Source organism: Lentzea terrae (assembly GCF_003265345.1).
In the GTDB taxonomy this organism is placed as follows: domain Bacteria; phylum Actinomycetota; class Actinomycetes; order Mycobacteriales; family Pseudonocardiaceae; genus Lentzea; species Lentzea terrae.
Map to the genome: position 1 here is coordinate 38,504 of NZ_QFWW01000031.1, position 22,996 is coordinate 61,499.

The following is a 22,996-nucleotide window of genomic DNA, read 5'->3' on the forward strand; positions in this document are numbered from 1 at the left end:
CTCACGTCGCCTCGTCTCATGGAGTGCCAGAGACGGGCGGAACTCACGAGGGGCACGGACACCCGTAGCGACTGCTGGACGTGTCCAGGGTGCCCCTTCCACCGCCTGGATACAGCGGTTTTCATGCAGACGACTGCTCCCACCCCGTGTGCAGCTGTTCGGTGATCACAGGCGCAGGGTGATCTGCACAGGCTCGCCGCCCTGCAAACGACTGTTTGCGGTACCTGCTGGGCCAGGGTGCGATGAGGGAGCCACTCTGACGATCGTCCAGTTGACATGACCAGCCCAAATAGAAGGGCTCTCACCCGCGTTGCCGCTGATGAGCGCCCTTACCGCTGAGTAAGGCCCATGTTGATCGGAGGGTCACGCCTCCGGGCAACACGTCTATACTGGGCTCGTCAAAATGCCAGATAGAACCACCCAGCTCAGCATGAGCCCCAGGGTTTGTCAGCCGGGAGCACACCTCGGCTATGCGACTTCTGGGGCTTTTTGCTGTGATCGAGACAGTAGCACGACGAACATCTCACAAAACCCCAACCAAGGCCGGGCGCTAACCGTCTCCCGGTCACCCGCAGGTCGATGCGTGAATGGGGTCACCCCAGGTCACTGGGGGTGTCGAGAGCGACCGGGGGTGTCGAGGGCGAGCGAGCTCACGGGCAACCTGGGAAGCAATCATTGCCGCTAGTGTTGCGGTAATAGAACTCGCCTGATTCATTTCCGTCAGAGTCGCGGATATAGATCCGCGAATTGATCACCATCAAAGTGTGGCAATTAGATCCCGCAACAATTGCAAAGATGCCGTGCCAACTTTCTTGTTTGCTACGCCGTGGTGATCGCTCGCGTTGCTGCGCGGCCCCTGAGTACGTACCTCAGATCAGCGAGACCACCGATGTAAGCCGGCCTCCGTCGTACCGATGCTGGTCACGGGTTGGAAGGGACTGGCCCGAGACACATGAGGGGGTCTCATGAACAAGGGGACGGGCGTCGGCGGACGGCGTCGTGAGTGGGCTGGGGCACCGTCGCGCGCGGTGTCTGCGCTGTCGGCCGCCGGGCTGTGCCGGGGGGCTGAGCGGGATTGGGATCGCGAGCTCGCGGTACGTCCTGTTTCTGTCCTGTCCGGTGTCCAGAACGGCCTTCCGGCCGCGGGAGATGTTCCGGCGGGTAGCGGGTGGCGGTGGTGAACGGCGGTTCGGTGACGGCCCCGGCCGGGGGGCTGGCTGTTGCGGAGCAGGTCCGGCCGCTGGCCACGATCGGTGTGGATCCGGGGCAGACGTGGACGGCGGCCGTGCTGCGGGTCGGGGACGCCGGTGTGCACGGCTGGACGATGGGGCCGGTAGACCGGTTCGGCGTGGTGATGCGGGCCGCGCTGAACGAGGTCGACGACTGGGAGGCGTTCGCGCGCTACACGGCGCGGCTGGTCGACGGCCTGGTGGAGCTCGTGGATTTCGCGATGGCGCAGTACGGCGAGGTCCGGGTCGCGGTCGAGGTGCCGCACGTGCCGATCGGCTACCAGCCGGGCTCGAGCAAGAGGTTCCAGAAGTTGCCGCTGCGGGACTGGATCATCCCCCGGCAGGTAGCGGCCGCGGTGATCGGGCAGTTCCCCGAGGCGAAGACGGTGCGCCCGGACGGGTACGGGTCGCGGCCGGCGTCGGAGTATCCGCAGGAGCTGCGCGGGAAACGGCCGCCGTCGTGGGGGCCCAACGAGACGCCGCGCTTCGAGCGTGACCACGAGAGGGCCGCGTACGACGTCGCGGGCGTCGCGGCGCGGATGCCGCGATGACCGGCCCGGCGGTCACCGACGAGCAGCAGGGCGAGGGCCCGCGCGAGGACGAGGGCCAGGCAGCCGCGCCGGTCCGGCCGCGGCCGCGGCGTCAGCGGCCTGCCTGGTTGCGGGATTGGCCGACGCTGCGGTCGGTGCTCGAGGCCTGGTGGTATTCGGTGGGCGGGCACGACCTGCGGGTCGCGATCTACGACGCACGCCGGGCACCGGGCTGGATCCTGCTCGGGTTCGTGGCGATCGCGTGGGTCGCCACGGACTTCACGCTGATCCCGGTCGGGGTCGCGGTGGGGGCGTGGCTGGTCATGATGTGGCTGACCCGCTGGCTGCACTGGTGGATCCGCCGCAAGGTGCGGCGGTGGTGCCGGCCGGTCATCGGGCTGCTGGCGCTGGGCTGGCTGGCGCTGGACGCAGGCGTGTGGGTCTGGGTGCTGGCCCTGGGCTTGTGGCTGATCGTCGCCGGGGTCACCGACACGTGGCGGGCCCGCAACCGGCTGTGCGCGTGGCTGCTGGTCTCGCTCGCCCGCTCGGCGCGTGTGGATCCGGGGGAGTTCGCGGCGCGGCGCCGGCAGTGGGACGGCAAGCGCCTCATGTTCGCCGAGATCCACGTCGGCGACTCGGTGCGGGTGGAGGAGCAGGCGGTACGGGAGCGCATCGCCTCGGCGGTGCGCTGGTCGATGCGCCACGCCGGCGACTACGCGGTCTCCTGGCCCGCCGGCAGGGCCGTGTTCGAGGTCAAGGCAGACCCCGCGCTGCCCATGCACGTAACCGACATGGTGTGGCCGTCCAACCTGCCCGGAATTCCCCTCGGGGTCACCGACGAGGAATCAGCGACCGGGTTCTACGAGGAACGCGACTCCGTCACCGGTGATGTGCTGCTGCGGCATCCGCTGCTGATGTACGACCCGAGCGACGAGAAGCACCTCCTAGTGGTCGGCGGGACCGGCGCGGGCAAGTCGCATTTCACCCGAGGCCTGGTGGCCCGGGGGTTGAAATACGGCTGGTTCCCCGGCGGTGTGTTCCTCTTCGACGGCAAGGGGAGCAGCGACTACATCCCGTTCGAGGGCCGTGAGGGCGTGCACTGTGTCGCCCGCGATCCCGAGGAGTGGCAGGCGAATCTGGAGCGGGTCTCCGCGATGATGCGGGCCCGCTACGAGGAGGACGCCGAATACCACCGCGGGAACCGGCCCAAGCCGCACCATCCCCGGTATCTGGTCGTGCTGGAGGAGGTCCAGGAAATCCGGTCCGTGCTCACCCCGAAAGTGCTCGACCCGATCCTGCAGCAGCTGTCCCGGCAGATGCGCGCGAGCAACGGCCGGCTGGCCGTGGTGACCCAGCGCCCGGACGCCGAGGACGCGATTCCCGGCGCTGTGCGGGACATGCTCGAATACCGCTACCTGCTGGGCTATGTGTCCCCGGTCGGCGCGCGAATGGTGCTGGGCGAGGACTGGCGTCGGGCGGTGGACGAATACGGCGCCGAACCGATCCCCGGTCGCGGATTGGCGCTCATGGGCAAACTGATCCGCATTCAAGGCATGCGGATCGATCTGCCCCGTGAGCACCCGGAAATGGAAAAGCTGTATCCGCCGAAAACCGGGCAGAGCACGCCCGGAGACGGCGGTGACGGAGGCGGTGGGGGTGGTCAGCCGCCGGAGGACGACCTGCCCAGCAACGTCATCCGATGGGCGCCACGCAAGGCCGCGGCCGCGGCCCAGGACGACGCCGGCCATGGCTCGGAAGCCGAGGCGCAGGCGCCGACACCGCCCACAGGAATGCCGGTGGTGCGGCCTGAACAGCTCGCCGCGCCACCGGCGACCGATGCCGCGGCTCCGGCTGTCGGCGATGCGGGCGGGCGACCGGGCCGGCGCCGCACCGTCTGATCGCCCCGCCGGCCAACGGCAACGGCCCCGTTCCTGACTGAAGGAACGGGGCCGTTTCGTATCTGCTGGGGCGCGGCTCGGAACAGTGGTTTACGGCTCGCACGCGATCCAGTCGGAAGATCTCTGGGGGCTATGCCCCCAGTATATCCAACGAGTCGTGCGAGGCGGTGGGCGAGAAAATTTCGAAGCCTGTTTCGAAATTCTTCTCGGCGAGCTGGGGGAGGGGAGCGGGGGCGGCTCCCCGAAGACCGGGGGGAGGTGGCGCGCTGCCACTGCGGACGCGGGCCCGTCGTCACGAGACGACCGTGGTGTGGACGAGGCAGCGGTCCGCCGGGTGCGTGCGACCGAGGAGAGGAGGTGTGCTACTCCCCTGGCTCGCCGAGGTGTGCAGGGGACTGGCGTGCGTCGTGCCGTGCTGCGGTTTTCGTGCCGGTTCCAGTAGGGGCCGGAAGTGGACCCGGTTCACCGTCCGGACGGTCGGTTGCCGGGTTTCGCGCTATCTGGCCCGGTCGACCCGCGCGGGTCTGCCTGCCACCGACACAGGTGGCGTGCAGGGGGACCGGCGTGCCCGCAGGCGCACACCGGTTGATCAGCGCCGTGTGCCGCTCGTGCTACTGCTTTCGTGCCGGTTCCAATAGGGACCGGAAGTGGACCCGGTTCACCCGCCGGACAACGGTTTGCCGGGTTTCGCGCTGTCTGGGGCCTGTTCAGGCGGGGACTGGCGCGGCGATTCCCGATGCTCTCCAGCATGCCGTAGCTCGGTTCGGCCTTGCGCGTAGCCACGAATCCACATCGCGCGTTGCGCGTGTTCGCGGTCGGCGGCCGGTGTTTTCCACGGGCAGGCGTCCGGGCCGTTTCCCGCCAATGCGGCGGCGCGTCCCTGCTTTTGCGCGTCGATGACGCCGTTCGGCCCGAGCATGTCGGCCGGATTCGGGGACTGGCTCACGCGGTCACCTCTCCCAGTGATTGTGCTTTGGCCGTGCGGGCTGCTTCCTTGTCGGATTCTCGACCGTGCCAGGAGTACTTCCATTCGGCGTAGGTGGTGCGGCCGTGTCGTCCCCACCAGGTCCGCAACTCCTCGGAGGCGTATTTGCGGGCCCGGCTGGCGGGCCCGGAGAACAACTCCGCCGGGTCGATACCGGCGGCCAGGCCGTCACGGTTGAGCAGCTGGCCCCGGCAGTCGGATTCCGCCTGCATGTAGTGGGTGTACAGGTAGGAGTCGTACTCCTCGCGGCAGGCCTGTTCGGCGGTGAGTTTGCGGCCGGGGCGCCGAGCCGGGTTGGTGAGGGGACTGGCGTCTTCGATCGCGGCGAGTTCGGCGGCCGCGCGGTCGCGTCGCTCGCGTTCTTTCTGTGCCTCCCACGCGGCGATGTCGGCGTCACGCTGACGGGCCAGGTCTTCGCGCCAGGCCAGGGTCTCGACGATCTGCTCGTGCGCGGCCAGGTCGTCCCGCAGCTCGGCGAACGCGTCCATGAGCTGGTCGTCGGTCCACTGCCAGGTCACATCCGGGGTGAACTCGGCGGCGCGGCTGGGCGGGGGACTGGCGGCCGGCGCGCGGTCCTGGGTCAGCCGGGCCAGTGCGGCGACGTCGCGGTCGAGCAGCGCGACGTAGTGGTCGAGCCGTTTCCAGTCCTGCGCGTCGTTGGCCGTGCGGCAGGCCCGGTCGTAGCGGCCGAGCCGTTGCCGGATGTTGGCCAGCTCGCGGCATCGCGGATCGGCGTGGCCTGGGCATCGCCGCCCGTGCGGCGGCCGTTCATGACGTGCCCTGCACATTCCCCTCACCCCGTGTTGATCACCCTCCGATGTCCTCTGTGTACCTGCGCAGGGACCGGCGCAGCCCCGTAACCAGCGGAAATCGGTAGAAACCGGCGTGGGGGCGGTGGCGGGTCGGTAGGGGGTTCCGGTGCTTTCGCCGATGCGCCCAGTGGCCGAGCGGCTCGACGCTGGGCCGCCGGCGGGAAGGGCGCGCGGGGCGCGTCCGGGGGGAGTGGTGATCGTGCAGTGGAAGTTGCTGGTGCCGGGCCTGGCGTTGGCCACGGTCGGCTCGCTCGGGGCGGCGGCCGAGCACCTGCAGGTGCGGGCCGACGAGCAGCGCCAGGCCGAGCAGGCGCACGACTACACCGTCTCGCAGATGCTGCCGCGCTCCCCGCAGGACGAGCTGCAGGTCTTCCACTCGCTGCTCGCCCGCCGGGAGTCCACGCGGGCCTGCGTGCTGCTCAGCGACGCGGTACGGCCGGTGTTCGCGGCCGCGCACGGCGCCACTGACTGTGTCGCGGCGATGGACAAGCTGGCCGCCCAGGTCACCGACCGGGCCCGCTACGAGATGCCGATCTACGACACCGCCACCGCGATCCGCGTGCAGGGTGACACCGCCACGGTGGACGCGTGCGGCGTCACCTGGAGCAGCCCGTTCATCGGCCGCGCGGCCGCCACCGACGCGGGCCCCCGGCTGGGCCGGTGGGAGCTGCAGCGTCAGCACGGCAACGGCTACCTGATCGTGGGCTGGCAGGGCTGCCCGCCCGCGACGTCGAGCACGCCACCGGTCACCAGCTCGCCGGGCCCGGCGCGGCATGTGCCGCCGCCGACCACCGCGAGCAGCACCGGGCCGCGCTGGCTGCCGACCTACCCGGCGGGCTACCCGGCGGTGCTGGCGGCCGCGATCGGGCGCGGCAACACCGGCGTGTGCGACACCCTGTTCACCGACTCAGGCGCCGCCGAGTTCGCGCGGGCGATCGGCACGGCGACGTGTGGCGAGGCGATCACCGCGTTGTCGGGCCGGGTCACCGACGCCAGCAACTACGCTAATCCGCGCGGCGCGATCGCGTTCGCGGGCGCCGCCGGGCACGCCACGGTGGACGCCTGTTCGCTGACCTGGATCAGCGCGAACACGGGTACCACGCCGCCAGGCCCCCAGATCGGCCGGTTGACGCTGCGCACCCAGGCCGGGGGAGTCGGCTACCAGATCACCGGTTTCCAGCCCTGCTGAGACAGAGACTTTTTCTTGCTCTACAACGAAAAACAACCCGAGTGCGCTTTATCTATGCTATAGTTTTTCTTGTCAGGCCGGGTGTCGCGACCCGGATCGGACGACACACCGCGACAACAGCAATCCGAGAGGAAGTCCATACGTGGCAACGAATCCCGACCCGGTGATCGAGGTCGCAGTCCAGGTCAACGCCAACAGCGGCACCGCGACCGACCTGGTGGTGTTCGTCGACGGCAAGAGGGTCACGCCGCAGCGCGGGGAGGCCGTCAGTTACAACAGCGGCGAGGACACCACGACCAGCCTGCGCAACGAGGCGTGGTCCGCCACCCGCGACGGCTCCGCGAGGTTCACCGGACAGGTGGACCGGTGGTACGACTTCGCGGAGATGTTCGCGCGTGACGACTTCGCCGGGGTGGCCATGCCGGTGCAGTCCGATGCCCGCAACGCCGCCGACCTTGCGCCGACGTTGTGGTTCGACGCGAGTCGATCGGACATCCGGACGCGCAAGGCCGCGCGCGCCGCCGTCGCGGCCAGGGTGTTTCACACCTGCGCGTGGCAGTCCTAACGGGCCCAAGGCAGTGGGGATCGCGCTGGCCGCCTACCGGGAGGCGATCAAGCACCCCGTGAACGGAGGGTTCGACGTGCTGCTGCGCAGCCTGCTCACGGACCTGCGCCACCTCGCCGTGGCCTACAAGATCCGGCTGGAGAGCACCCCGGAACCGGGACAGAACATGCCGCCGATGGCGTGGGACCTGGTCGAGGTGTACGACGAGATCCGCAACGCCGCACGTGGTTCATGGGCGAAAGCGCTGGCAGCGACCGGCCGCACCGCCGCCGACGTCGAGCAGGACGCGTTCAGGGACTTCCACCGCGACTGCGTCACCACCTGACGTTCCTCCCGCCGGACGGGGACGACCGTCCCCGTCCGGCGCTTCTCACCCGCAACGAGCGCTTCCGCTGCCACGACCAGGGGCACACCAGAGGCTCTCTGCCTCACGTTTTGCGGTCCGCACATCATCTCTGCTATAGTTTTTATTGCCGGTTCGGGTGTCGCGACTCGGACCGGCGACCGCGACAACAGCAGAGAAAAGGGAACGCACATGACACAGACGGCCGACCAGCCCAAGACCGCGACGTGCCTACAGCAGGACGCCGAACGGGCATGGGACCTGGACCCGTGGTGGTGGCTTCTGGCCAGCGAGGAGATGACCCTCACTCGGCGGGCCGCGCACGGCGTCGTCGCCGTCACCGCGTTCCTCGTCTGGACGCCCGACCGGGCCGAGCAGAGCCCGGCAGAGGCCATGCTGACCCTGTACCGCCACCTCGTGGGCTACCTCGACGGCGACGAGTACGGCGAGGAGTTCGGCGACGTGCTGGCCGACCTGCTGGCCGACCTGTGGCACCTCGCGTCGGCGTACGGGATCGAGCTAGGCGACATCCCCGCGCCGTTCCCCTCGCTGGCCATGGATCTGCACACGGTGCTGCTGGGGTTCCGTGAGGCCGCGCGCGGGCCATGGGTCGACGCGATCGACGCCATGGGCAGGAGCCCTGAGGAGATCGAGTCCGAGGCGTACCAGATCTTCCTGGCCGACCGCGTCGACGGCGCGATGATGGTCTGACCGGTGTGACGGGTGGGTCGCGCGATCGGCGCGCCCCACCCGTGATCAGCCCACAGACATGCTCTCACCAGGGAATTAGCAAGCGCGCCATATCTCTGCTATAGTTTTTCTTGTCGGGCTCGGGTGTCGCGACCCACCCCGACGAAACCGCGGCAATCTCACCAAGCAAAGGGAAACCCACATGCCAGCAACAGACAGCCGGCCGCCCGTGATCGAGGTGGCCATCAGCATCGACGCCCGCCGCGACTCCGACACCGGGGTCGACGGGATCGTGGTCGTCCTCGATGGTCAACTGCTCAGGCCGGACCGGTACCGCGTCGTGGTCATCGGCAGCGAGAGCGAGTCGAAGACCAGCCTGCGTGACGAGGCCTGGTGCGTGACTCGCGAGGGTTCGGAGGCCTACACCGAGCTGCTCGACCTCTGGTACGGGCGTGCGGAACGCCACGCGGACAACGACTTCGTGGCCGTGGCGCAGTGCGTGCAGCCGAGGATCCGGCGCGCCTTCGAGCTGAGCGCGAAGACGTGGTTCGAGGCAAGCGAGCAGGACAACCTGACGCGCCGGGCCGCCCTTGGCGTGGTCGTCGCCACCGCGTTCCACACACACGAGTTCGGCTCGCCAGGGCCGGGCGCGCTGGACATCGCGCTGTGGCGGTACCAGGAGGCCGCAGTACACGCGCAGGACGCCGGGCTCGACGTCGTGCTCATCGACATGCTGAGGGACCTCCGGCACCTCGCGGAGGCCTACGGGATCCGCCTGGAGACCGCCCCCGCGCCCACCGAGTTGATGGCCATGGACCTGCGCGTGGTGATCAGCGCCATCCGGGATGCCGCGCGGGGACAGTGGGCTTGGGCACTGGCCGCCACGGGCACGACGCTGGCCGAGGTCGAGTACCGCGCGTTCCAGGCCTTCCTGAGCGACTGCACGGAATCCGACGAACCGCAGGCCTGAGACGCGGGCCAGCCGGGGTCGCGCGACCCCGGCTGGTCGTCAGGTCAGATTTCCTTGCCGCGCAACGGAGTGTCGCGACTCCGGCGTGCGCGGCCACATCCCGTGACACTCTCTCGAACAGGACACGACATGCCGCACGATCCCGATTTTCTGCTGGGCTGGCTCCGGTTCCTTTCCAGCGCTCGCCGCCACGACCCAGGCTCGTGCCAGGTCCAGGACTGCGCCCTGTGCGCGCAGGACCCGGCCGACGGTTCGCAGCGGAACCTCGACTCGGTGCTCGACGCGTTCGACGCCCTGGACCGCCACCTGGTCAACGACAACGAACCGCCCGGTGACTGGCGGCCGAGGCGACCGGTCACGGCGCCGCAGCCGCGTGTCGAGGTGGCGCTGTCCCTCGACGCCAACAACGGCGTCGGCGGTGGCGGCCTGGCCGCCGTCGCGGTGTTCGTCGACGGCCAGTGGAACCGGCAGGCCGTCTGCAAGGTCGTCCAGACCGACGACACGTTGTCCGCCGTGACCTGGCGCGAGCGCGCGTGGAAGGTCACCCGCACCGGCTCCCCGGCGTTCACCAGGCTGCTCGACCACTGGTTTCACGAGGCCGAGGGGAACCTCTCGAACCAGGACCGCGACCCTGCCCGCAACCCGCAGCCGGGCGTGCGGATCGCGGCCGACCTGGACCCGGAGCGCTGGTACCTCGAGGGTGAGGGGCACCCGAACACCCGCCGGGCGGCGCGGGCGGTGATGGCGCTGCAGGAGTTCCTGGTCCGCGCGGACACCACCGACGAGCTGGACGCGCTGGCCCCCGTGGTGACCGCCTACCGGTCGCTGGCCGAGGACGCCGACGAGGACATCCCGACGATGGCCGAGGTGCTGACCAGCCTGTTCACCAACCTGCGGCACCTGGCCGAGGCGTGCGGCGTGCGGTTGGAGGGCGAGCAGGAGCCCGGCGATGCGATGGGGCGCGACCTCGTCACGATGGTCGCCAAGCTGCGCACCGCCGCGCTCACCGTGTGGGCCGAGGGGCTGCGCGCCGAGGGCTCGTCATTGGACGAGATCGAGGCGGACGCCTTCCGGCGGTTCCTCGAACAGGCCGGGTAAGCACACCAGTTCGCGGAGCGCGGGCCGTACCGACGTGGTGCGGCCCCCACTCCGCACCCTTTCCCACACCCTTTCCCGCACCGTTCTACCTGTCCGTTTGTGCGCTGCGCGCAATCACTGCTATTGTTATTCCTGTCGGTCAGGGTGTCGCGACCCGGACCGGCAGACCGCGACAACACACAACGTCCAGGGAGACGACCCGCATGTTCAGCTTCCACAGCGCCAACTTCGCCGCTCTCGCGCCACGGGACCCGGCCGTGCTGGCCAAGGCGGTCGACCCGCAGCCCCAGGTGCCCACGACCGCGTTCGACGACCTGGACCCTGCACTGTGGCTGGGCGACGGCGTCCGCCGCTGGGGCAGCAACCGTGAGGACGCGGTGCACGACAACACGCTGCACGCCGGCCTGGCGCTGACCGCCCTCAAGGAGTTCGAGGACCAGTTCACTGGCACGGAGCCGCTGGAATGGGCGTGCGGGAAGGCGGTGCAGGCCTACCAGGACGCGGCCCGCCTCAACGACGAGGAGTTCAGCGCGGTCCTGCGCGAGCTGTTCTGCGGGGCGCTGCACCTGATGGACGCGCGCGGTATCGACCTGGCCGTCTCGCCCAGCCGGGGCGTGCAGCGGAGGCTGGGCGCGATGCTGTTCGAGCTGGAGGACCTCTGCCGCAACGCCTGGGCCAAGCAGCTCGCCGACGAGTGCACCGACTTCGAGGACCTGCTCGTCGCCGCGTGCGACAACTACGTCAACCAGGTCACCCTCCACACGCCCGCCTCGGCGTCGGCCTGACCTGACACCACCCGCCTGGGCGGCGGGCCCTTGATGTTTCTTCCCGTGCTGGTCCGGGTGTCGCGACCCGGACCAGAACGGCCCGCGACACCACACCCCCAGTTCAGGGACCGGAGACCCACGCGTGGAGACGTACTTCCTCGGGACGCACCGCGTCCGGCACCTCAAGGACATCATCGGCGTACCGACCTCGCCCGGCTACGACGAGCTCGCCGCCGAGCTCGACCAGATCGTCGACGACGAGCTGCGCCGCCTGCTGTTCCCGTTCGACATGCCGATGTTCCCCACGGTGCCGTCGCTGGCCAAGTACAAGCGGCTGCGCGGGGACGCGTTCCCCAAGGCGATGACGATCTACGCGCTGGACTCCGGCGGCTACAACCAACTCGCGCTGCACGGCGAGTACGAGCTCTCGCCCGACGACCACGGTGGCGCCGCCTACCGGTTCGCCGAGGACCTCGGCGTGCCGCCGCTGTGGGCCGCGCCGCAGGACTTCATGTGCGAGCACGACGTGATCGCCAAGACCGGCCTCACGGTGTGGCTGCACCAGCAGTACACGATCGACTCGCTGCTCTACCTGCGCGAGAACTTCCCGCACATCTGGTGGATCCCGGTGCTGCAGGGCTGGACCATCGAGGACTACCTGCGCCACGTCGAGATGTACCGCGCAGCGGGCATCGACCTGACCACCGAAGACCTTGTCGGCGTCGGCAGCATCTGCAAACGCCCGTCTGTCGCCGAGATCGTCTCGATCATCACTGTCCTGCACAGCCTCGGCCTCAAGCTCCACGCGTTCGGCGTCAAGCGCAACTCCCTGCCCCGCATCGCGCACATGATCGTCTCAGCCGACTCGCTGGCCTGGTCACGCACCGCCCGCGACGAGGAGATCCGCCTTCGCGGCTGCGCGCACAAGGGGCTGTGCAACAACTGCCTGACCTGGGCTCTGCAATGGCGCCTGGAAACCCTCGCCACGCTGGTCACCCCCACCCAGCCCGGTCTCGGCCTGGAGTTCCTGCTGCCCTCGGGCCGCGATTCACCCACCATTGCACACTAAGTGTGCTATAGTTCTTCTTGCCGGTCCGGGTGTCGCGACCCGGACCGGCAAGACCGCGACAACACCGCAACCCCTAGGGGGAACAGACCATGCGCAACACCGCTTTCACCACCGACGCAGTCAAGCGGCTGGGGGAAGCCGCGGGCTTGTCCGTGACGTCGATTTACGCGCTCAGGCCGCGTGTCGAGCGGCTGTACCTCGACGGCCTGGACGAGGAGAGCGCGTTCGGCATCGTCGAGATCAGCCGGGTATCGCAGCGGGTGCTGCGCGGCTGGATCCAATACGGCGCCGACGGCCCGCGACGCCAGTACCGCAACGCGACGGCCGTGCGTGGCGCGCTGCAGTCGCTCGCCGCCCAGCAGTCGAAGCACGCGTGAGACGGGGGATCCGGTGAGCTTCTCGCGCGCGAACGTGGTGTGGCAGTCCCTTGATGGGACGTGGAACCAGGCCTTCTGGGCGGTGATCGAACCCGATCCAGAGGTCTATGAGGACGAGGACTACTGCGACGAGTACGACGTCGAGTACGACGACCACTTCGAAGTCGCATTCAAGGGGTATCCGGACGAGGAATCGGCCTGGCGCGCGGCCGTTCGCGATCGCGCCAACCCCGGCGGCTCATACCGACTCACCCTGGACAACAGCACCGAGCAGGAGCGCGCGGAATTCGAGGCGCTCGCCGCCTCCTGCTCAAACCGCGTGCCCTACATGCCCACAGGCCGGTGACCACGGTGAGGGGCAAGGGAAAACCCAAGAACCTCAAGCCGTTCGAGGTCCCGAGGTGCCGCGAGCTGGTGCGGCGCGGCGAGGACCCCAAGTGCTGCGACCTGCGGGCCACACACCGCGTCGAACACTTCCACTACGACCGGTGGTGGATCACGCACGTGTGCGTCGGCCACCTGGCGAAAGCGCTGCGCGAGGCCGACGACTACACCGACTCGGCGCGGCGCCCGCTGGGCCGCTACGGGCCCGTGGTCGACTCGCCGGGGCCGAGGATCTACCGGCTGGCCTTCATGCTCGACCGCAAAGCCCAGGCCTACGGGCGGGTCGAGGTGATCCCTCACGAGGAGCTGTTGATCGCCGTCCAGCCCGCGCTGTTCTGACCAGCCGGCTTGCCGCTTGCTCATCATCTCTGCTATTGTTTTTCTTGTTGGGCGAGGGTGTCGCGACCCGAACCCGCAGACCGCGACGACCAGCACTGGAGAACCACCGTGGACAGCCTGTTCCCCGAGTACGACCCGAAGCCCCGGCCCGCCGCCGCGCAGACCGTGCCGATGTTCGAGGTGCCCGCCGGCGCCGCGGTGGCCCCTCGGCGCGACTTCGGCCAGGCCGTCGCGCCCGTGCGGGAAGTCCGCACCCCCGCGTTGCTCGACACCGCGCTGGCGCTGCCGGGCGAGGACTGCGCGGACGAGTTGGCGTTCCGGTTCCGGATCGCCGACTGACCGGCCAGCACCACCGGCGGCACGTTCGCTGTCCGGTGCCCGCGCCGTGCGCGTGCTGCTGATGTCCCACACCAACTACCACGAACCGACCATCTGGCAGGGGTAAACATGTCCACGAGCTTCCACGCCGAAGAACAGCTGGGCGATCTCACGTACACAATGTCCTGCGTCGTCAGCGACCAGCAGGAACTCGTCCTCGACCTGCTCGGCCTCGACAGCAGCGGCGTCGTGCACGCCGACGGCCGTCTTCACCTGCCCGTCAAGGGCGGCGTTGTCGTGGGTGATCTGATCATGCGGGTGCTGCGCGCCCACGCCCGCATGCAACCCCGCACCCGCCCCGCACCCGTCAACGCGAGTGAGCCGTGGACGCCCGCCGACGAACAGACCCTCCGTGGCGCCTGGACATCCACCACCGGCGTCAAGGCCGTGCAGCTCGTCCGCAACCTGGCCGAGAAACTCGGCCGATCCAAGACCGCTGTGCGTAGCCGCCTGAGCAAGCTCGGGCTGGACCCCGACGTCGTGGGCCGTGTGCTCGCGGCCGAGTCCATGGACGTCCTGCCGGATACCCCCTCCGACGAGGGCGCGTGACCATGGCGGCGTGTGGGCCGGTGAAAGCCGGACCACATGCCGCTACCGGCGGAGATCACGAAATCCGGCCACCCATTCGGCGCGCACACCATCTATGCTATAGTTATTCCCGCCGGTCCGGGTGTCGCGACCCGGACCGGCAGACCGCGACAACACACACATGAGCTGGAGAAATCCGATGGACAAGATCATCGTTCCGTTCGTGCTGGCCCCCAGGATGAGGTTCGGCTTCGACACCTTCTGCGGGCACTGCCCGGACTGCGGCGTCTTCGTCTCCTCCCGCACCGAGCAGCACGGGCGGCAGCTCACGGCCGGTCACACGTGCCGCCCCGAGGACGTGCGGACCACGGCGGTGGTGTGGACGCACGACCCCGACGGTGAGGTCACGGTGTTGTGGGGCTGGGACATCAAGCCCGACCCCGGCGCGGCCGCGCTGTGCGCGTACTGCCAGGAGGTCGCGCCGTCCTCCTCCGGCGCATGCCCCGGCGCCGTGGCCCACGCGCAGACGCAGGTGGACCGCGAGAGGCGCGAGCACGGCCACGCCGCCTCCGCCGCCCTGGTCGCCACCCCCGTCTGCTTCCCCGAGAACATGCTGCGCGACGAGATCGCCCGGCGCCTGCAGCGCACGGCCGCCGAGCCGGTCCTCTTCCGCGCGAACCGCAAGCTGCGCACCATGCCCGCCCTGACCGAGAGCGGCGCCGACAGCCGCCACTGGTTCTACTGCCCGGAATGCGGCGTGTCCGGCCACGAACGCGCCACCACCTTCATCGCCGCCCAGGACCTGGAGGCGCACCGCTGCGACCCGGCCCGCGTGCAGACCGTCGCGGCGGTCTGGTCGGAGATCACCGGCCTGCCTGAGGTGATCGTGCAGATCTACCGCGAGGACCCCGCCAACCCCGTCCACCACCAGCAGGCGGCCATCGCCCAGGCGGACACGATGCGCACCGAAGTCGGCGACATCTTCCGCGCGGGCCTGTTCGTCGTCCCGGCCGACATGTCGCCGGAGGATGCCCTCATGGAGATCGAGACCCGGCTACGGGAACGCCACGACGCGTGGCGCAAGCCCGTCAGGCGGGGCGAGGGCGGCTCGGGCCGTCCTCGCCCCGCTTCCGCGCGGGATACGCGGCCGGCGCCCCGTCTCACCCCCGGCAGGTCGGATTTACCTGATCAACCGACTTCCTCCTGCGTCGTATCTCTGCAATAGTTTTTATGGTCGGTTCCGGGTGTCGCGACCCGGACCGGCAGACCGCGACAACGACAGACCAAGGACAGACCACGTATGAATGAGCTGAACAACGCCGACGTCACCCCGCTGACCGCGGACCCTGACGCGGACCTCGTGCTGGAGCACACCAGCGGCGAAGGGACGACGCTGGACGGGTCCCGCAAGGGTGACGGAGTCCAGGCCGCGCTGCGCGGCACCGGCGTTTACTGGAAGGCCACCCGCGACGGCCTGCTCTACATCCCGCACAGCCGGGACAAGGCGCCGAACCGCCGCCGCATCGACCAGGCTGCCACGGCACTGCGCGCCCTCGGTTTCACGGTGCGCGTGGAGATCGACGCCACGCCGCGTGACGCCGCGCGGGTCAGGGAAGACCGGCTTGACGCGGCTCAGCGGCGCGCGAACGGCCTCGACCGCAAAGCTGGGACGCTAAACGCGCAGGCAACCGCGTTGCGTGCGCAGGCTGACCAGATCTCGCACCGATTCGAGGGCGGGCAGCCTCACCTGCCCGGCCACCACAGCTACGCCAAGTCGATGCGCGACGCGGAACGCATGCACACCAAGAACTTCCAGGCAATGGACCTGGAAAAGGAGTCCGCCCGCGCGGCGAGCGGCGCCGACGCCGCGCGCACGACCGCCGCGAGCCTGGACAACCCGGTCACGCTGGCCCGCCGCATCGACACCTTGCAAACCGAGTTGCGCGGCATCGCGCGCCAGATGACCGGCCACGTCCGCAACCACTACGACGGGCACGGCCAGGTCTACATGCAGTCGGTCACCAAGCCCGCCACGGGCGAATGGCGGACCCAGCTGCAGGAGCGGCAGCAGCACCTGCAGACCGAGCTCGACCACGCCCGCGAGCTGTACGCCGAGCACGTCCGCGCGGGCAGCGCCTGGGCAGGAAAGGTCTCCGACATCAAGCCCGGTGACGCGGTCAAGACCGGAAAAGACTGGTTCCGGGTCGTGAAGGTCAACCCCACCACCATCACGGTGCTGGCGTTCGGCCAGGAGCCCAAGCGCAAGCACTTCGAGATCCGCGACCACAAGCCCGCCACGCCCGCCGAGGGCGGCCGCTCCGAGTCGTAGCCGGAAACGGGAGGAGGGGTCGGCAATCCGCCGGTGAAGGCGGGTCGCGATGCCGACCCCTCGATGGTCCCGCGACAACCCGAACAAGCCGGGAACGAAACCACCAGCACTCTACCGCGACCGCTCGGCCTGGCCGAGCGGGTCGTCACCGCCTGGAGGCAACCCACCATGCCGCTGTCACGCCGCAACTACCCGGACATCGCCCACCTCGGCGTACTGCCCGATCTCCTCAGCAAGGGCCACTTCCTCGCCCTGGCGGCCGATTTCGCCCGCCAGCTCTACGGCGAAGACCTCACCGACGAGCAGCTCCAGGGCCTGTTCGCCGCCCGGCTCGACACGCTCGCCGCGCCCGCCGCGAAGCTCGTCCCGTCGTCCGTGCCGAAGCGCCTGCCGCGCCACACCCCCTGACCACTCCGCCGCCGCACCGGCGCACGCCACAGGAGAAGGGCATGAACCACCCGTCCCCACCCGCCGGCGCGACCACGGACGCAGCCGCCGGCCGGATCCTGCGCTATCCCGGGGAGGGACCGGCGCACCACCTCCTGGTGCTGCGCCTGGACGGCCAGGACGTCGCGCAGTTCAGCGCCTGGAACCGCAAGGGCCTGGTCCACATCGAGCACGTCCACACGATGCCCAGCCACCGTCGCCACGGCCACGCCGGGCGGGTGCTGGCCGCGCTGTTCGCCCGCCGTCGCGGCCGGGCGTTCGCGCTGTGCCCGACCGCGTTCGAGTTCCCCGATGTGACCGCCGAGCACCCGCCGCCGGACACTGCGACGCTGACCGCCTGGTACACCCGTCTCGGCTTCCGCCCCGCCACCGACGGCCGCCTGATTCGCCCCGCTGAACAGGCCAAACGTCTCAATACTGCGATACGGTTTGCGCCCTGAGTAGTTATCACTGCTATAGTTTTTCCTGTCGGTCAGGGTGTCGCGACCCGGACCGGCGGAACCGCGACAACTACAGAGGGGAACACACGCTGATGACTGCAACGGTGGCCAACGCTCGCACCATGGTCGAGGCCCAGGCGGCGTACGTGGAATCGACCACCGTGACCGTGGCCGGGACACAGTACGGCGAGATCGACCTGATCGGCTGGGGGTCCGACCGCCCGATGATCAGCCTGCACATCGGTCCGGTGCTGTGCCGGGCGGGCCAGCCCTACCTGACCGTGCCGCACGTGGCCGAGGTCTGGCGCGGCGCGGCCGTGCTGGCCCGGAAGCTGCCCAAGGCACTGCCCCGGCACGTGATCGGGCGCCCGTCACTGGAACAGCAGGTGACCGGAGTCGTGCTCAAGCTCGGCGCGGAACCGGGCGGAACTCAACGGCTCGTGCCGCCGACCGCGCCAGGCGGCCTGCGGAAGCTGGAAATCCGGGTCGGGCCCGTCACCTGGCTGGTGCTCGACCAGGCCGCCTGGAGGTCGATCACCGATAAGTGGCTGGAGGCGCTTGCCCTGGTCAAGCCGCAGGACTGAGCGGGTGGGGGACCTCGACAGAGGTCCCCCACCGCCTCGGTTGTCCACAGTTGCGAAGTTATCCACAGATCCAGTGGGCCGCCCGCACGCACGCGACAGAAGACGAGATCGTGAGAACCACACACCTGACGACACGCACCACGACGCCCCAGGAGGAACCGATGAGCTCGCATGTCTGGCAGCTCCTCGCCGAGCCCCACACCGTCTCGAGCCAGCGGACCGGCCCAGCGAACGAGGCCGGCCACCGCGACCTGACACACCACCGGCCTTGCCCTGCAGACGCCGCGGGGACTGGCGCCGCGGGGACTGGCGCGCGGCAGACGCTGGCGGACTCGATGAGGGTGCTCGCGATCGGCCACGCCACCACCACGGCCGCAGCGATCGAGGAGGCGTTCGACGCCGCCGAGCTGCACGTGCTCACCGCCACCGCGCCGTTCGTGCTGACGCTCGACGGCCAGGAGCTGCGCGTGATCCCGTCGCCGTCCTCGGTCGACCTATCGCTGGCGATCCTGGCCGGCCTGCGCGCCGAGCTGCGCGCCGAGTCGCAGTGGGCTGACCGATGATCCGCGCCGGCCGCGACGTCGTCGACCGGGCCGCGATCGCGCAGCTGCACGGGCTGAGCGAGTCGCAGGCCAACCGCCGCAGGCCCTGGGCCGCCGAGGGCCACCCGACGCCGGTCTACGCCCACAAACAGCACCTGTGGGACACCGAACAGGCCACCGCGTACGCCAACGGCGAGCCCATCCCCGCCCTGCCCGAGGTCGACTCGTCCGATGACCTGCTCGACCGGTTCGAGGCCGCGGCCGTCGCCGGCGTGGCCCCGAACTCGTGGGAGACCGGACGCAGCCGCGGCACGTTCCCCACACCGGACGACGTCAAGCACGGCGTGCCGTTCTGGCTGCGCAGCACCGTCGCGGACTTCGTGCGTTTCCGCGCCGAACGCGCCGAACGCGGCGGCTACAACCCCTCCGGCCGCCCCAAGGGCACCACAGGCAGCCGGCCAGCCAAGTCCCAGGACCTCGAGCAACGCATCCGCGCGGTGCTCGCCGAGCTTGAGCGCGCCGGCCAGCCGGTGGTCAAAGCCGACATCGCCCGCAGGCTGAACATCAACGTCAGCACCCTGCGCTACCACCTCGCGGAGATCGAGAAACGCGCGTCGGCCACCGACGCGCCGGCGCACAGCTGAGGTGGCACCGACCATGACGATCGCGAAGGAGCCTCGCTGAGCCCGTGCAGCCCGGAACACCAGCCGTGTCCACGTGCGTCGACAGCCATCGACGACGGCGAAAGCGCAAACCCAGGACGGTAGGAGCTGAACGTGGACGGCAGCCGTCAGCACCTGAGCCGTCCACGAGAAGCGCTGTCGAGCGCCACGCCCGTCTCACGAACGAGCACCCCCTTCGTGCGCAGACCACAGCCGACGCGACGTAGGTCCGTCAAGCCAGCAGATACGGGCCACCACTCCTACGGTCACCTCCATGACCATGTGCGAAGTGAACGAGTGTCGGAACGAGGCCACCCACACCGTGCGGATCGCGCCTACCGGTTATAGCGAGGAGATGTGGGAAGTCTGCCGAGCCGATGACCGCGCACTCAAGCGCACATTCACTCAAGGCGTGACGCAGTGGGTGCCGCCGCCGGATATGGCACCGATCGTGCGGTGCGGTGAGTGTGGCCAAGCGCTGACCGATGCAAGCCCACCCTGCCCAGTGTGCGGCTCGCTCGATAAGTCAATTGCGGACGGGGACACGGTAACCGCACATGAGCGCGTGTGCGTACGCAGCAAGTATCCCGGGAAGGGTGGTTGGATCATCGAGGTCAAGGCAGGCGACGAATTCACACGTGATCTGAACGCCTGGAGCCGCCGGGAGTTGACCATTGACCGCGCACAAGACCGATACCGCGAGGTTGTCGAGCTGTACGACGGCAGTCGCCTGGAAAGCACCGCCAAGCTACGCGATCACCGGGGCTGACCATCTCGCCATCGTGTGCCGCAGCCGGTGCGGGTGCACGTGCGGAAACCGCGGCTCGAACTGCTCCCGGACGGCCTCGGACGCGCGGGGCAGCACCGTGTCTCACGCCCGAAACGGCGCGTCGTCCGACCGCACCGCCAGCAGCAGCGACCCACCCGTGGAGTCCACAGTTCGAGGAACGGGACCGGCTGGCTTCTGGGTTGTAGCTGTACGCGAAGTACCTGCTCTAGGGCGCTTAACGATTCCGAACGTAGTCCACGCCGCGTGGTTGCTTATAGCACAGGTGGGCGTCACTGCTGTCGCAAGCCGCGCGTGACGTCGACCGTCACGTGACCCGTTTCCTAGTCGCGTTCACGTGGCATTTCTGCGGTGTTTGCGAACAGTGGTGAGGCTTCTAGCTGCGGCGATACGGTTTTCCGCTTCCTGCCGGGAAATTCTTACCCATCAGAGTGGAGATCTGAAGGTGGTTGAGCGTCTTCTAGCTGAGCACTGCTTGCGAACTGCACAGCGCCTGCTACCGGCCAGGTGTCGCGCTCACTAGCTGAAAGGATCCGGTCATGGCGACTCCGATCACCGCGGTACCAGATTGAGTCTCCAGACGCCAGCGCCACCGGTTGCCTCCTCACGAGATCTCGCACGAGCGACTTCTTCGACGAGGTCACTCACGAAGGACAAGTCGACTGCGATGAATAACTCCCAATCCGCAGCGGATGAGCGTTCCGAGCTGAGCTGTCGCACTCAATCGAACTGGACATCAAGGAAAAGGAGAAGCTCATCGTTAAGCGTGTAGTCAGAATCGCACATGTCGCAATTGTCGTACTTTTCGCTGGCGCTGTGTCGCACGCTGTACGACAGATGTGGTCTGCAAAGACGCAAAACCAGCGACCGCTCGAATCCGATTTTGTTTCACCCAACTCTGCCGCTGCCGCCAACCCCACCACCAGCGCAACAAGCAGCCGGAAGCCAGCTCGCGAGTCGAGCGTCGACGGCGATGTCGAGCCTGCAGAAAAGGAAAGCAGGATCATCCTTTTGGGGACAATCCTAGCCGCGATATCTATCTCTCTCGCAATCGCTTCATACGGCCTTTATCGGGACGGCACTCCAGGCTCACCTGCTTTTGAAAGATCCGATCAGGGCGCGGGGACAGGTCCTCCCATCAGGGTGTACGCACCGAACGGTGTAGCCGTAGATGTGACACTATTCGTGAGCCAAAGTGAGAATCGAACCACCACGCGCCTCGAGCGCGAATTAAGTGACGCCGGATTTCCGTCATCATTCGATGCACTCATGAGCAACCCTGAGTGGTCGCTCAGCATCAGAACATCCGGAGTGATCTCCAGTCCATTCTATCTGGCCATTTGGACTTCGGATGAGCTGGCCGGTGCGGAACTCACTGATTCCGGCGTAAGATTAGATGATCTCCTGTCCTTGGCGAACGCGCTTAGGTATTCCGAAAAGGAGAAGGCGGACATAGAGAACGCGGCAAGGAGGAGGGCGCTTCCGACAATGAGGGTGGACGGCATTGGAGAACCTAATTCTGCCCGGATTACGCTAGTGCGGGTAAATCCGTCGGAGAAGGGTGACGGATACGTCTCACTCCGTCCCGAGAAGTCGACTTACTACTCGTTTCGTCAAGAAAACGCGCGGCTCTTGGTTCGCGCTCCCGTATTGAATGACACAGAGCACTGCACCTTTTTGGATAGCTTCTTTGCCAACTCCGGCAGAATCATGAGTTCATGGGATTCCGAGTACTTTCTGAAGTGTCGCGGCTCCGAGGCTGACGATTACAATAGAGTCCATCTCGAAATCGAAGGATCCAACCTGAGGACTGACTTCGTCAGTCCTCAGCCAGTGCAGCCTGGCGGAACCGAGTGGAGCTCGAAGGGGGAGCTTCAAGTTATTGCAAACTATGTTCTAATTGACGAGGAGGCTCGCGGGCAGCGCTACCTTTTTATCGCAGGTGTTGCGGCTGGACTCGCTGGTGGGACATTGCCATTAGCGATGGAGTTGGTTCTGAGGGGCTGGCGCCGCAGGCCTCGAACTGAGCATTAGCATCAGACGTGGCGACATGTGCCATGCTGTCGAGTGGTGACCGCTGCAAGGCACATCCCGCCCGGCATTGGCTGCAATGTCTCCACGCTGGCAAAGGAGTCTAGGGGTTTCGCGGACCGCGCGCTGCCGCACCCACCACTACTTCAAGACCGAGTCCGAACGCAGGCCGGCACGGATGCGCGTCGATCTGTGCCGCCCGATGCCCGAGCAGCGTAGATCGCCCGGCTCAAGGACGATGGCCCCCTGCGCGAGCGTGAACAGCAGTTTGCCGAGCTGGGCGACTTCAAGACGTTGGCCGTGCACCGTTTGCAATGCCTCCCGTATCCCGGTGGTCTTCCATTTGGGGCCTGTCGGTTCCTGAGGGCCTGCACCGGCCTGGCCGGTCGATCATCCTGCAGACACCTGCGGACCACGTGGCGGTGTACGCGTGGCCTGCCGGGCGAACCCGCCGACAACGTCCGGACCTGTCGTGGTCCGGCACAGCCTCGCCGCCCTCGACGACGTGCACGCCGGCGCGCAGTTCACCGCAAGAACTGACGCCCTCCAACCCCCTGTAGAGCCTGGTGGCATGTCCGCCGGGCCTCGCCATCTGCGGTTTAGGTATGCGAGCTCAGCGGTTTCACCGATGCGAGCCGCGCGAGGCGCGGCGACGCTTCTCCACACATTCAACCTGGCACGGGTCTGAGGGCGAGTGGGACCGATAGCCGTTCCTAACTCGGCGGGCCAGGAGAGGACGGTTCTCATGCAGGTCACGCGCCGCAGCGGGGGAGTTCGCGGTGCCCTAGCCACACTCGGGGTACGTGCGGGCACTGCTGCGCTGTTCCTGCACTACCTGATAACGGCCGTCGCAGCGCCGGCGTTCTGGCGCTCGGCTCGCCCCCGGCCACTCGATGAGGACGTGAACCCGTGACGGTACGTGTACATACTGGCTGCTACCGAGCGCTCGTTCTGATGTTCGCGTCGGTTCCGTACGCCGCGGCGATTCGGTAGGTCCACGGGTGCATCGATACGTCGTAATGG

At 68.2% G+C, this 22,996-nt stretch carries 26 protein-coding genes; 24 read left to right on the forward strand and 2 right to left on the reverse strand.

Annotation, left to right across the window (positions count from 1 at the left end):
- Nucleotides 1-1,177 precede the first annotated feature (1,177 nt).
- Both DI276_RS39730 and DI276_RS39735 read left to right on the forward strand, forming a co-directional pair.
- The gene (locus tag DI276_RS39730) at nucleotides 1,178-1,780 is read left to right on the forward strand and encodes a hypothetical protein (RefSeq protein ID WP_157985252.1); all 603 of its coding nucleotides are present in this window, start codon (nucleotides 1,178-1,180) and stop codon (nucleotides 1,778-1,780) included.
- Complete coding sequence (locus DI276_RS39735) at nucleotides 1,777-3,657, forward strand: ATP-binding protein (RefSeq protein WP_112273596.1); 1,881 nt, start codon at nucleotides 1,777-1,779, stop codon at nucleotides 3,655-3,657. Before DI276_RS39730 ends, DI276_RS39735 begins: the two co-directional genes overlap by 4 nt.
- Before the next feature lie 658 nt (nucleotides 3,658-4,315).
- On the opposite strand, the gene DI276_RS50490 is transcribed toward DI276_RS39735, so the two are convergent.
- A complete protein-coding gene (locus DI276_RS50490; RefSeq protein WP_157985253.1) occupies nucleotides 4,316-4,603 on the reverse strand; it encodes a ribosome modulation factor in 288 nt (95 codons plus the stop codon).
- A complete protein-coding gene (locus tag DI276_RS39740; protein WP_112273598.1) occupies nucleotides 4,600-5,430 on the reverse strand; it encodes a hypothetical protein in 831 nt (276 codons plus the stop codon). The genes DI276_RS50490 and DI276_RS39740 overlap by 4 nt, the downstream gene beginning before the upstream one ends.
- 223 nt (nucleotides 5,431-5,653) lie before the next feature.
- Here DI276_RS39740 and DI276_RS39745 point away from each other — a divergent pair, with 223 nt between their 5' ends.
- The 22 genes from DI276_RS39745 to DI276_RS50505 all read left to right on the forward strand — a co-directional run bounded on the left by DI276_RS39745 (nucleotide 5,654) and on the right by DI276_RS50505 (nucleotide 21,976).
- Complete coding sequence (locus DI276_RS39745) at nucleotides 5,654-6,643, forward strand: hypothetical protein (RefSeq protein WP_157985254.1); 990 nt, start codon at nucleotides 5,654-5,656, stop codon at nucleotides 6,641-6,643.
- A gap of 142 nt (nucleotides 6,644-6,785) precedes the next feature.
- Complete coding sequence (locus tag DI276_RS39750; protein WP_157985255.1) at nucleotides 6,786-7,208, forward strand: hypothetical protein; 423 nt, start codon at nucleotides 6,786-6,788, stop codon at nucleotides 7,206-7,208.
- Nucleotides 7,209-7,221: 13 nt separating this feature from the next.
- Nucleotides 7,222-7,533, forward strand: a complete 312-nt coding sequence (locus DI276_RS39755; RefSeq protein ID WP_112273604.1) for a hypothetical protein — start codon at nucleotides 7,222-7,224, stop codon at nucleotides 7,531-7,533.
- Nucleotides 7,534-7,743: 210 nt separating this feature from the next.
- Nucleotides 7,744-8,262, forward strand: a complete 519-nt coding sequence (locus DI276_RS39760; protein WP_112273606.1) for a hypothetical protein — start codon at nucleotides 7,744-7,746, stop codon at nucleotides 8,260-8,262.
- A gap of 181 nt (nucleotides 8,263-8,443) precedes the next feature.
- The gene (locus DI276_RS39765) at nucleotides 8,444-9,211 is read left to right on the forward strand and encodes a hypothetical protein (protein ID WP_157985256.1); all 768 of its coding nucleotides are present in this window, start codon (nucleotides 8,444-8,446) and stop codon (nucleotides 9,209-9,211) included.
- Nucleotides 9,212-9,340: 129 nt separating this feature from the next.
- A complete protein-coding gene (locus DI276_RS39770) occupies nucleotides 9,341-10,309 on the forward strand; it encodes a hypothetical protein (protein ID WP_112273610.1) in 969 nt (322 codons plus the stop codon).
- A gap of 203 nt (nucleotides 10,310-10,512) precedes the next feature.
- On the forward strand, nucleotides 10,513-11,094 hold the full coding sequence (locus tag DI276_RS39775; protein WP_112273612.1) for a hypothetical protein: 582 nt from the start codon (nucleotides 10,513-10,515) through the stop codon (nucleotides 11,092-11,094).
- Between the two features lie 124 nt (nucleotides 11,095-11,218).
- Nucleotides 11,219-12,145: a deazapurine DNA modification protein DpdA family protein gene (locus DI276_RS39780; protein ID WP_112273614.1), complete on the forward strand. Its 927-nt coding sequence runs from the start codon at nucleotides 11,219-11,221 to the stop codon at nucleotides 12,143-12,145.
- An 89-nt stretch (nucleotides 12,146-12,234) separates the two neighbouring features.
- Entirely contained in the window at nucleotides 12,235-12,522 is a 288-nt protein-coding gene (locus DI276_RS39785; RefSeq protein WP_112273616.1) for a hypothetical protein, read from the forward strand.
- A gap of 13 nt (nucleotides 12,523-12,535) precedes the next feature.
- Nucleotides 12,536-12,868 carry a hypothetical protein gene (locus tag DI276_RS39790; protein WP_112273618.1) on the forward strand — a complete coding sequence of 111 codons (333 nt, stop codon included), beginning with the start codon at nucleotides 12,536-12,538 and terminating at the stop codon, nucleotides 12,866-12,868.
- Nucleotides 12,865-13,245, forward strand: coding sequence for a hypothetical protein (locus DI276_RS39795; protein WP_112273620.1), 381 nt, complete (start codon nucleotides 12,865-12,867; stop codon nucleotides 13,243-13,245). Before DI276_RS39790 ends, DI276_RS39795 begins: the two co-directional genes overlap by 4 nt.
- 108 nt (nucleotides 13,246-13,353) lie before the next feature.
- Complete coding sequence (locus DI276_RS39800; RefSeq protein ID WP_157985257.1) at nucleotides 13,354-13,584, forward strand: hypothetical protein; 231 nt, start codon at nucleotides 13,354-13,356, stop codon at nucleotides 13,582-13,584.
- Nucleotides 13,585-13,692: 108 nt separating this feature from the next.
- Nucleotides 13,693-14,172, forward strand: a complete 480-nt coding sequence (locus DI276_RS39805; protein ID WP_112273624.1) for a hypothetical protein — start codon at nucleotides 13,693-13,695, stop codon at nucleotides 14,170-14,172.
- A 178-nt stretch (nucleotides 14,173-14,350) separates the two neighbouring features.
- The gene (locus tag DI276_RS39810) at nucleotides 14,351-15,376 is read left to right on the forward strand and encodes a hypothetical protein (RefSeq protein ID WP_112273626.1); all 1,026 of its coding nucleotides are present in this window, start codon (nucleotides 14,351-14,353) and stop codon (nucleotides 15,374-15,376) included.
- 75 nt (nucleotides 15,377-15,451) lie between these two features.
- Entirely contained in the window at nucleotides 15,452-16,480 is a 1,029-nt protein-coding gene (locus tag DI276_RS39815; protein WP_112273628.1) for a DUF3560 domain-containing protein, read from the forward strand.
- Between the two features lie 168 nt (nucleotides 16,481-16,648).
- The gene (locus DI276_RS50495) at nucleotides 16,649-16,888 is read left to right on the forward strand and encodes a hypothetical protein (protein WP_157985258.1); all 240 of its coding nucleotides are present in this window, start codon (nucleotides 16,649-16,651) and stop codon (nucleotides 16,886-16,888) included.
- A gap of 41 nt (nucleotides 16,889-16,929) precedes the next feature.
- Nucleotides 16,930-17,367 (forward strand): GNAT family N-acetyltransferase, encoded by a 438-nt coding sequence (locus DI276_RS39825; protein WP_112273632.1) that lies wholly within the window; start codon nucleotides 16,930-16,932, stop codon nucleotides 17,365-17,367.
- Nucleotides 17,368-17,459: 92 nt separating this feature from the next.
- Nucleotides 17,460-17,951, forward strand: coding sequence for a hypothetical protein (locus DI276_RS39830; protein WP_157985259.1), 492 nt, complete (start codon nucleotides 17,460-17,462; stop codon nucleotides 17,949-17,951).
- Between the two features lie 161 nt (nucleotides 17,952-18,112).
- Nucleotides 18,113-18,514 carry a hypothetical protein gene (locus DI276_RS39835; protein WP_112273636.1) on the forward strand — a complete coding sequence of 134 codons (402 nt, stop codon included), beginning with the start codon at nucleotides 18,113-18,115 and terminating at the stop codon, nucleotides 18,512-18,514.
- Entirely contained in the window at nucleotides 18,511-19,137 is a 627-nt protein-coding gene (locus tag DI276_RS39840; RefSeq protein ID WP_112273638.1) for a hypothetical protein, read from the forward strand. The genes DI276_RS39835 and DI276_RS39840 overlap by 4 nt, the downstream gene beginning before the upstream one ends.
- A gap of 292 nt (nucleotides 19,138-19,429) precedes the next feature.
- The gene (locus tag DI276_RS50500) at nucleotides 19,430-19,924 is read left to right on the forward strand and encodes a hypothetical protein (protein WP_157985260.1); all 495 of its coding nucleotides are present in this window, start codon (nucleotides 19,430-19,432) and stop codon (nucleotides 19,922-19,924) included.
- Between the two features lie 1,287 nt (nucleotides 19,925-21,211).
- Complete coding sequence (locus tag DI276_RS50505) at nucleotides 21,212-21,976, forward strand: hypothetical protein (protein ID WP_157985261.1); 765 nt, start codon at nucleotides 21,212-21,214, stop codon at nucleotides 21,974-21,976.
- Nucleotides 21,977-22,996 lie beyond the last annotated feature (1,020 nt).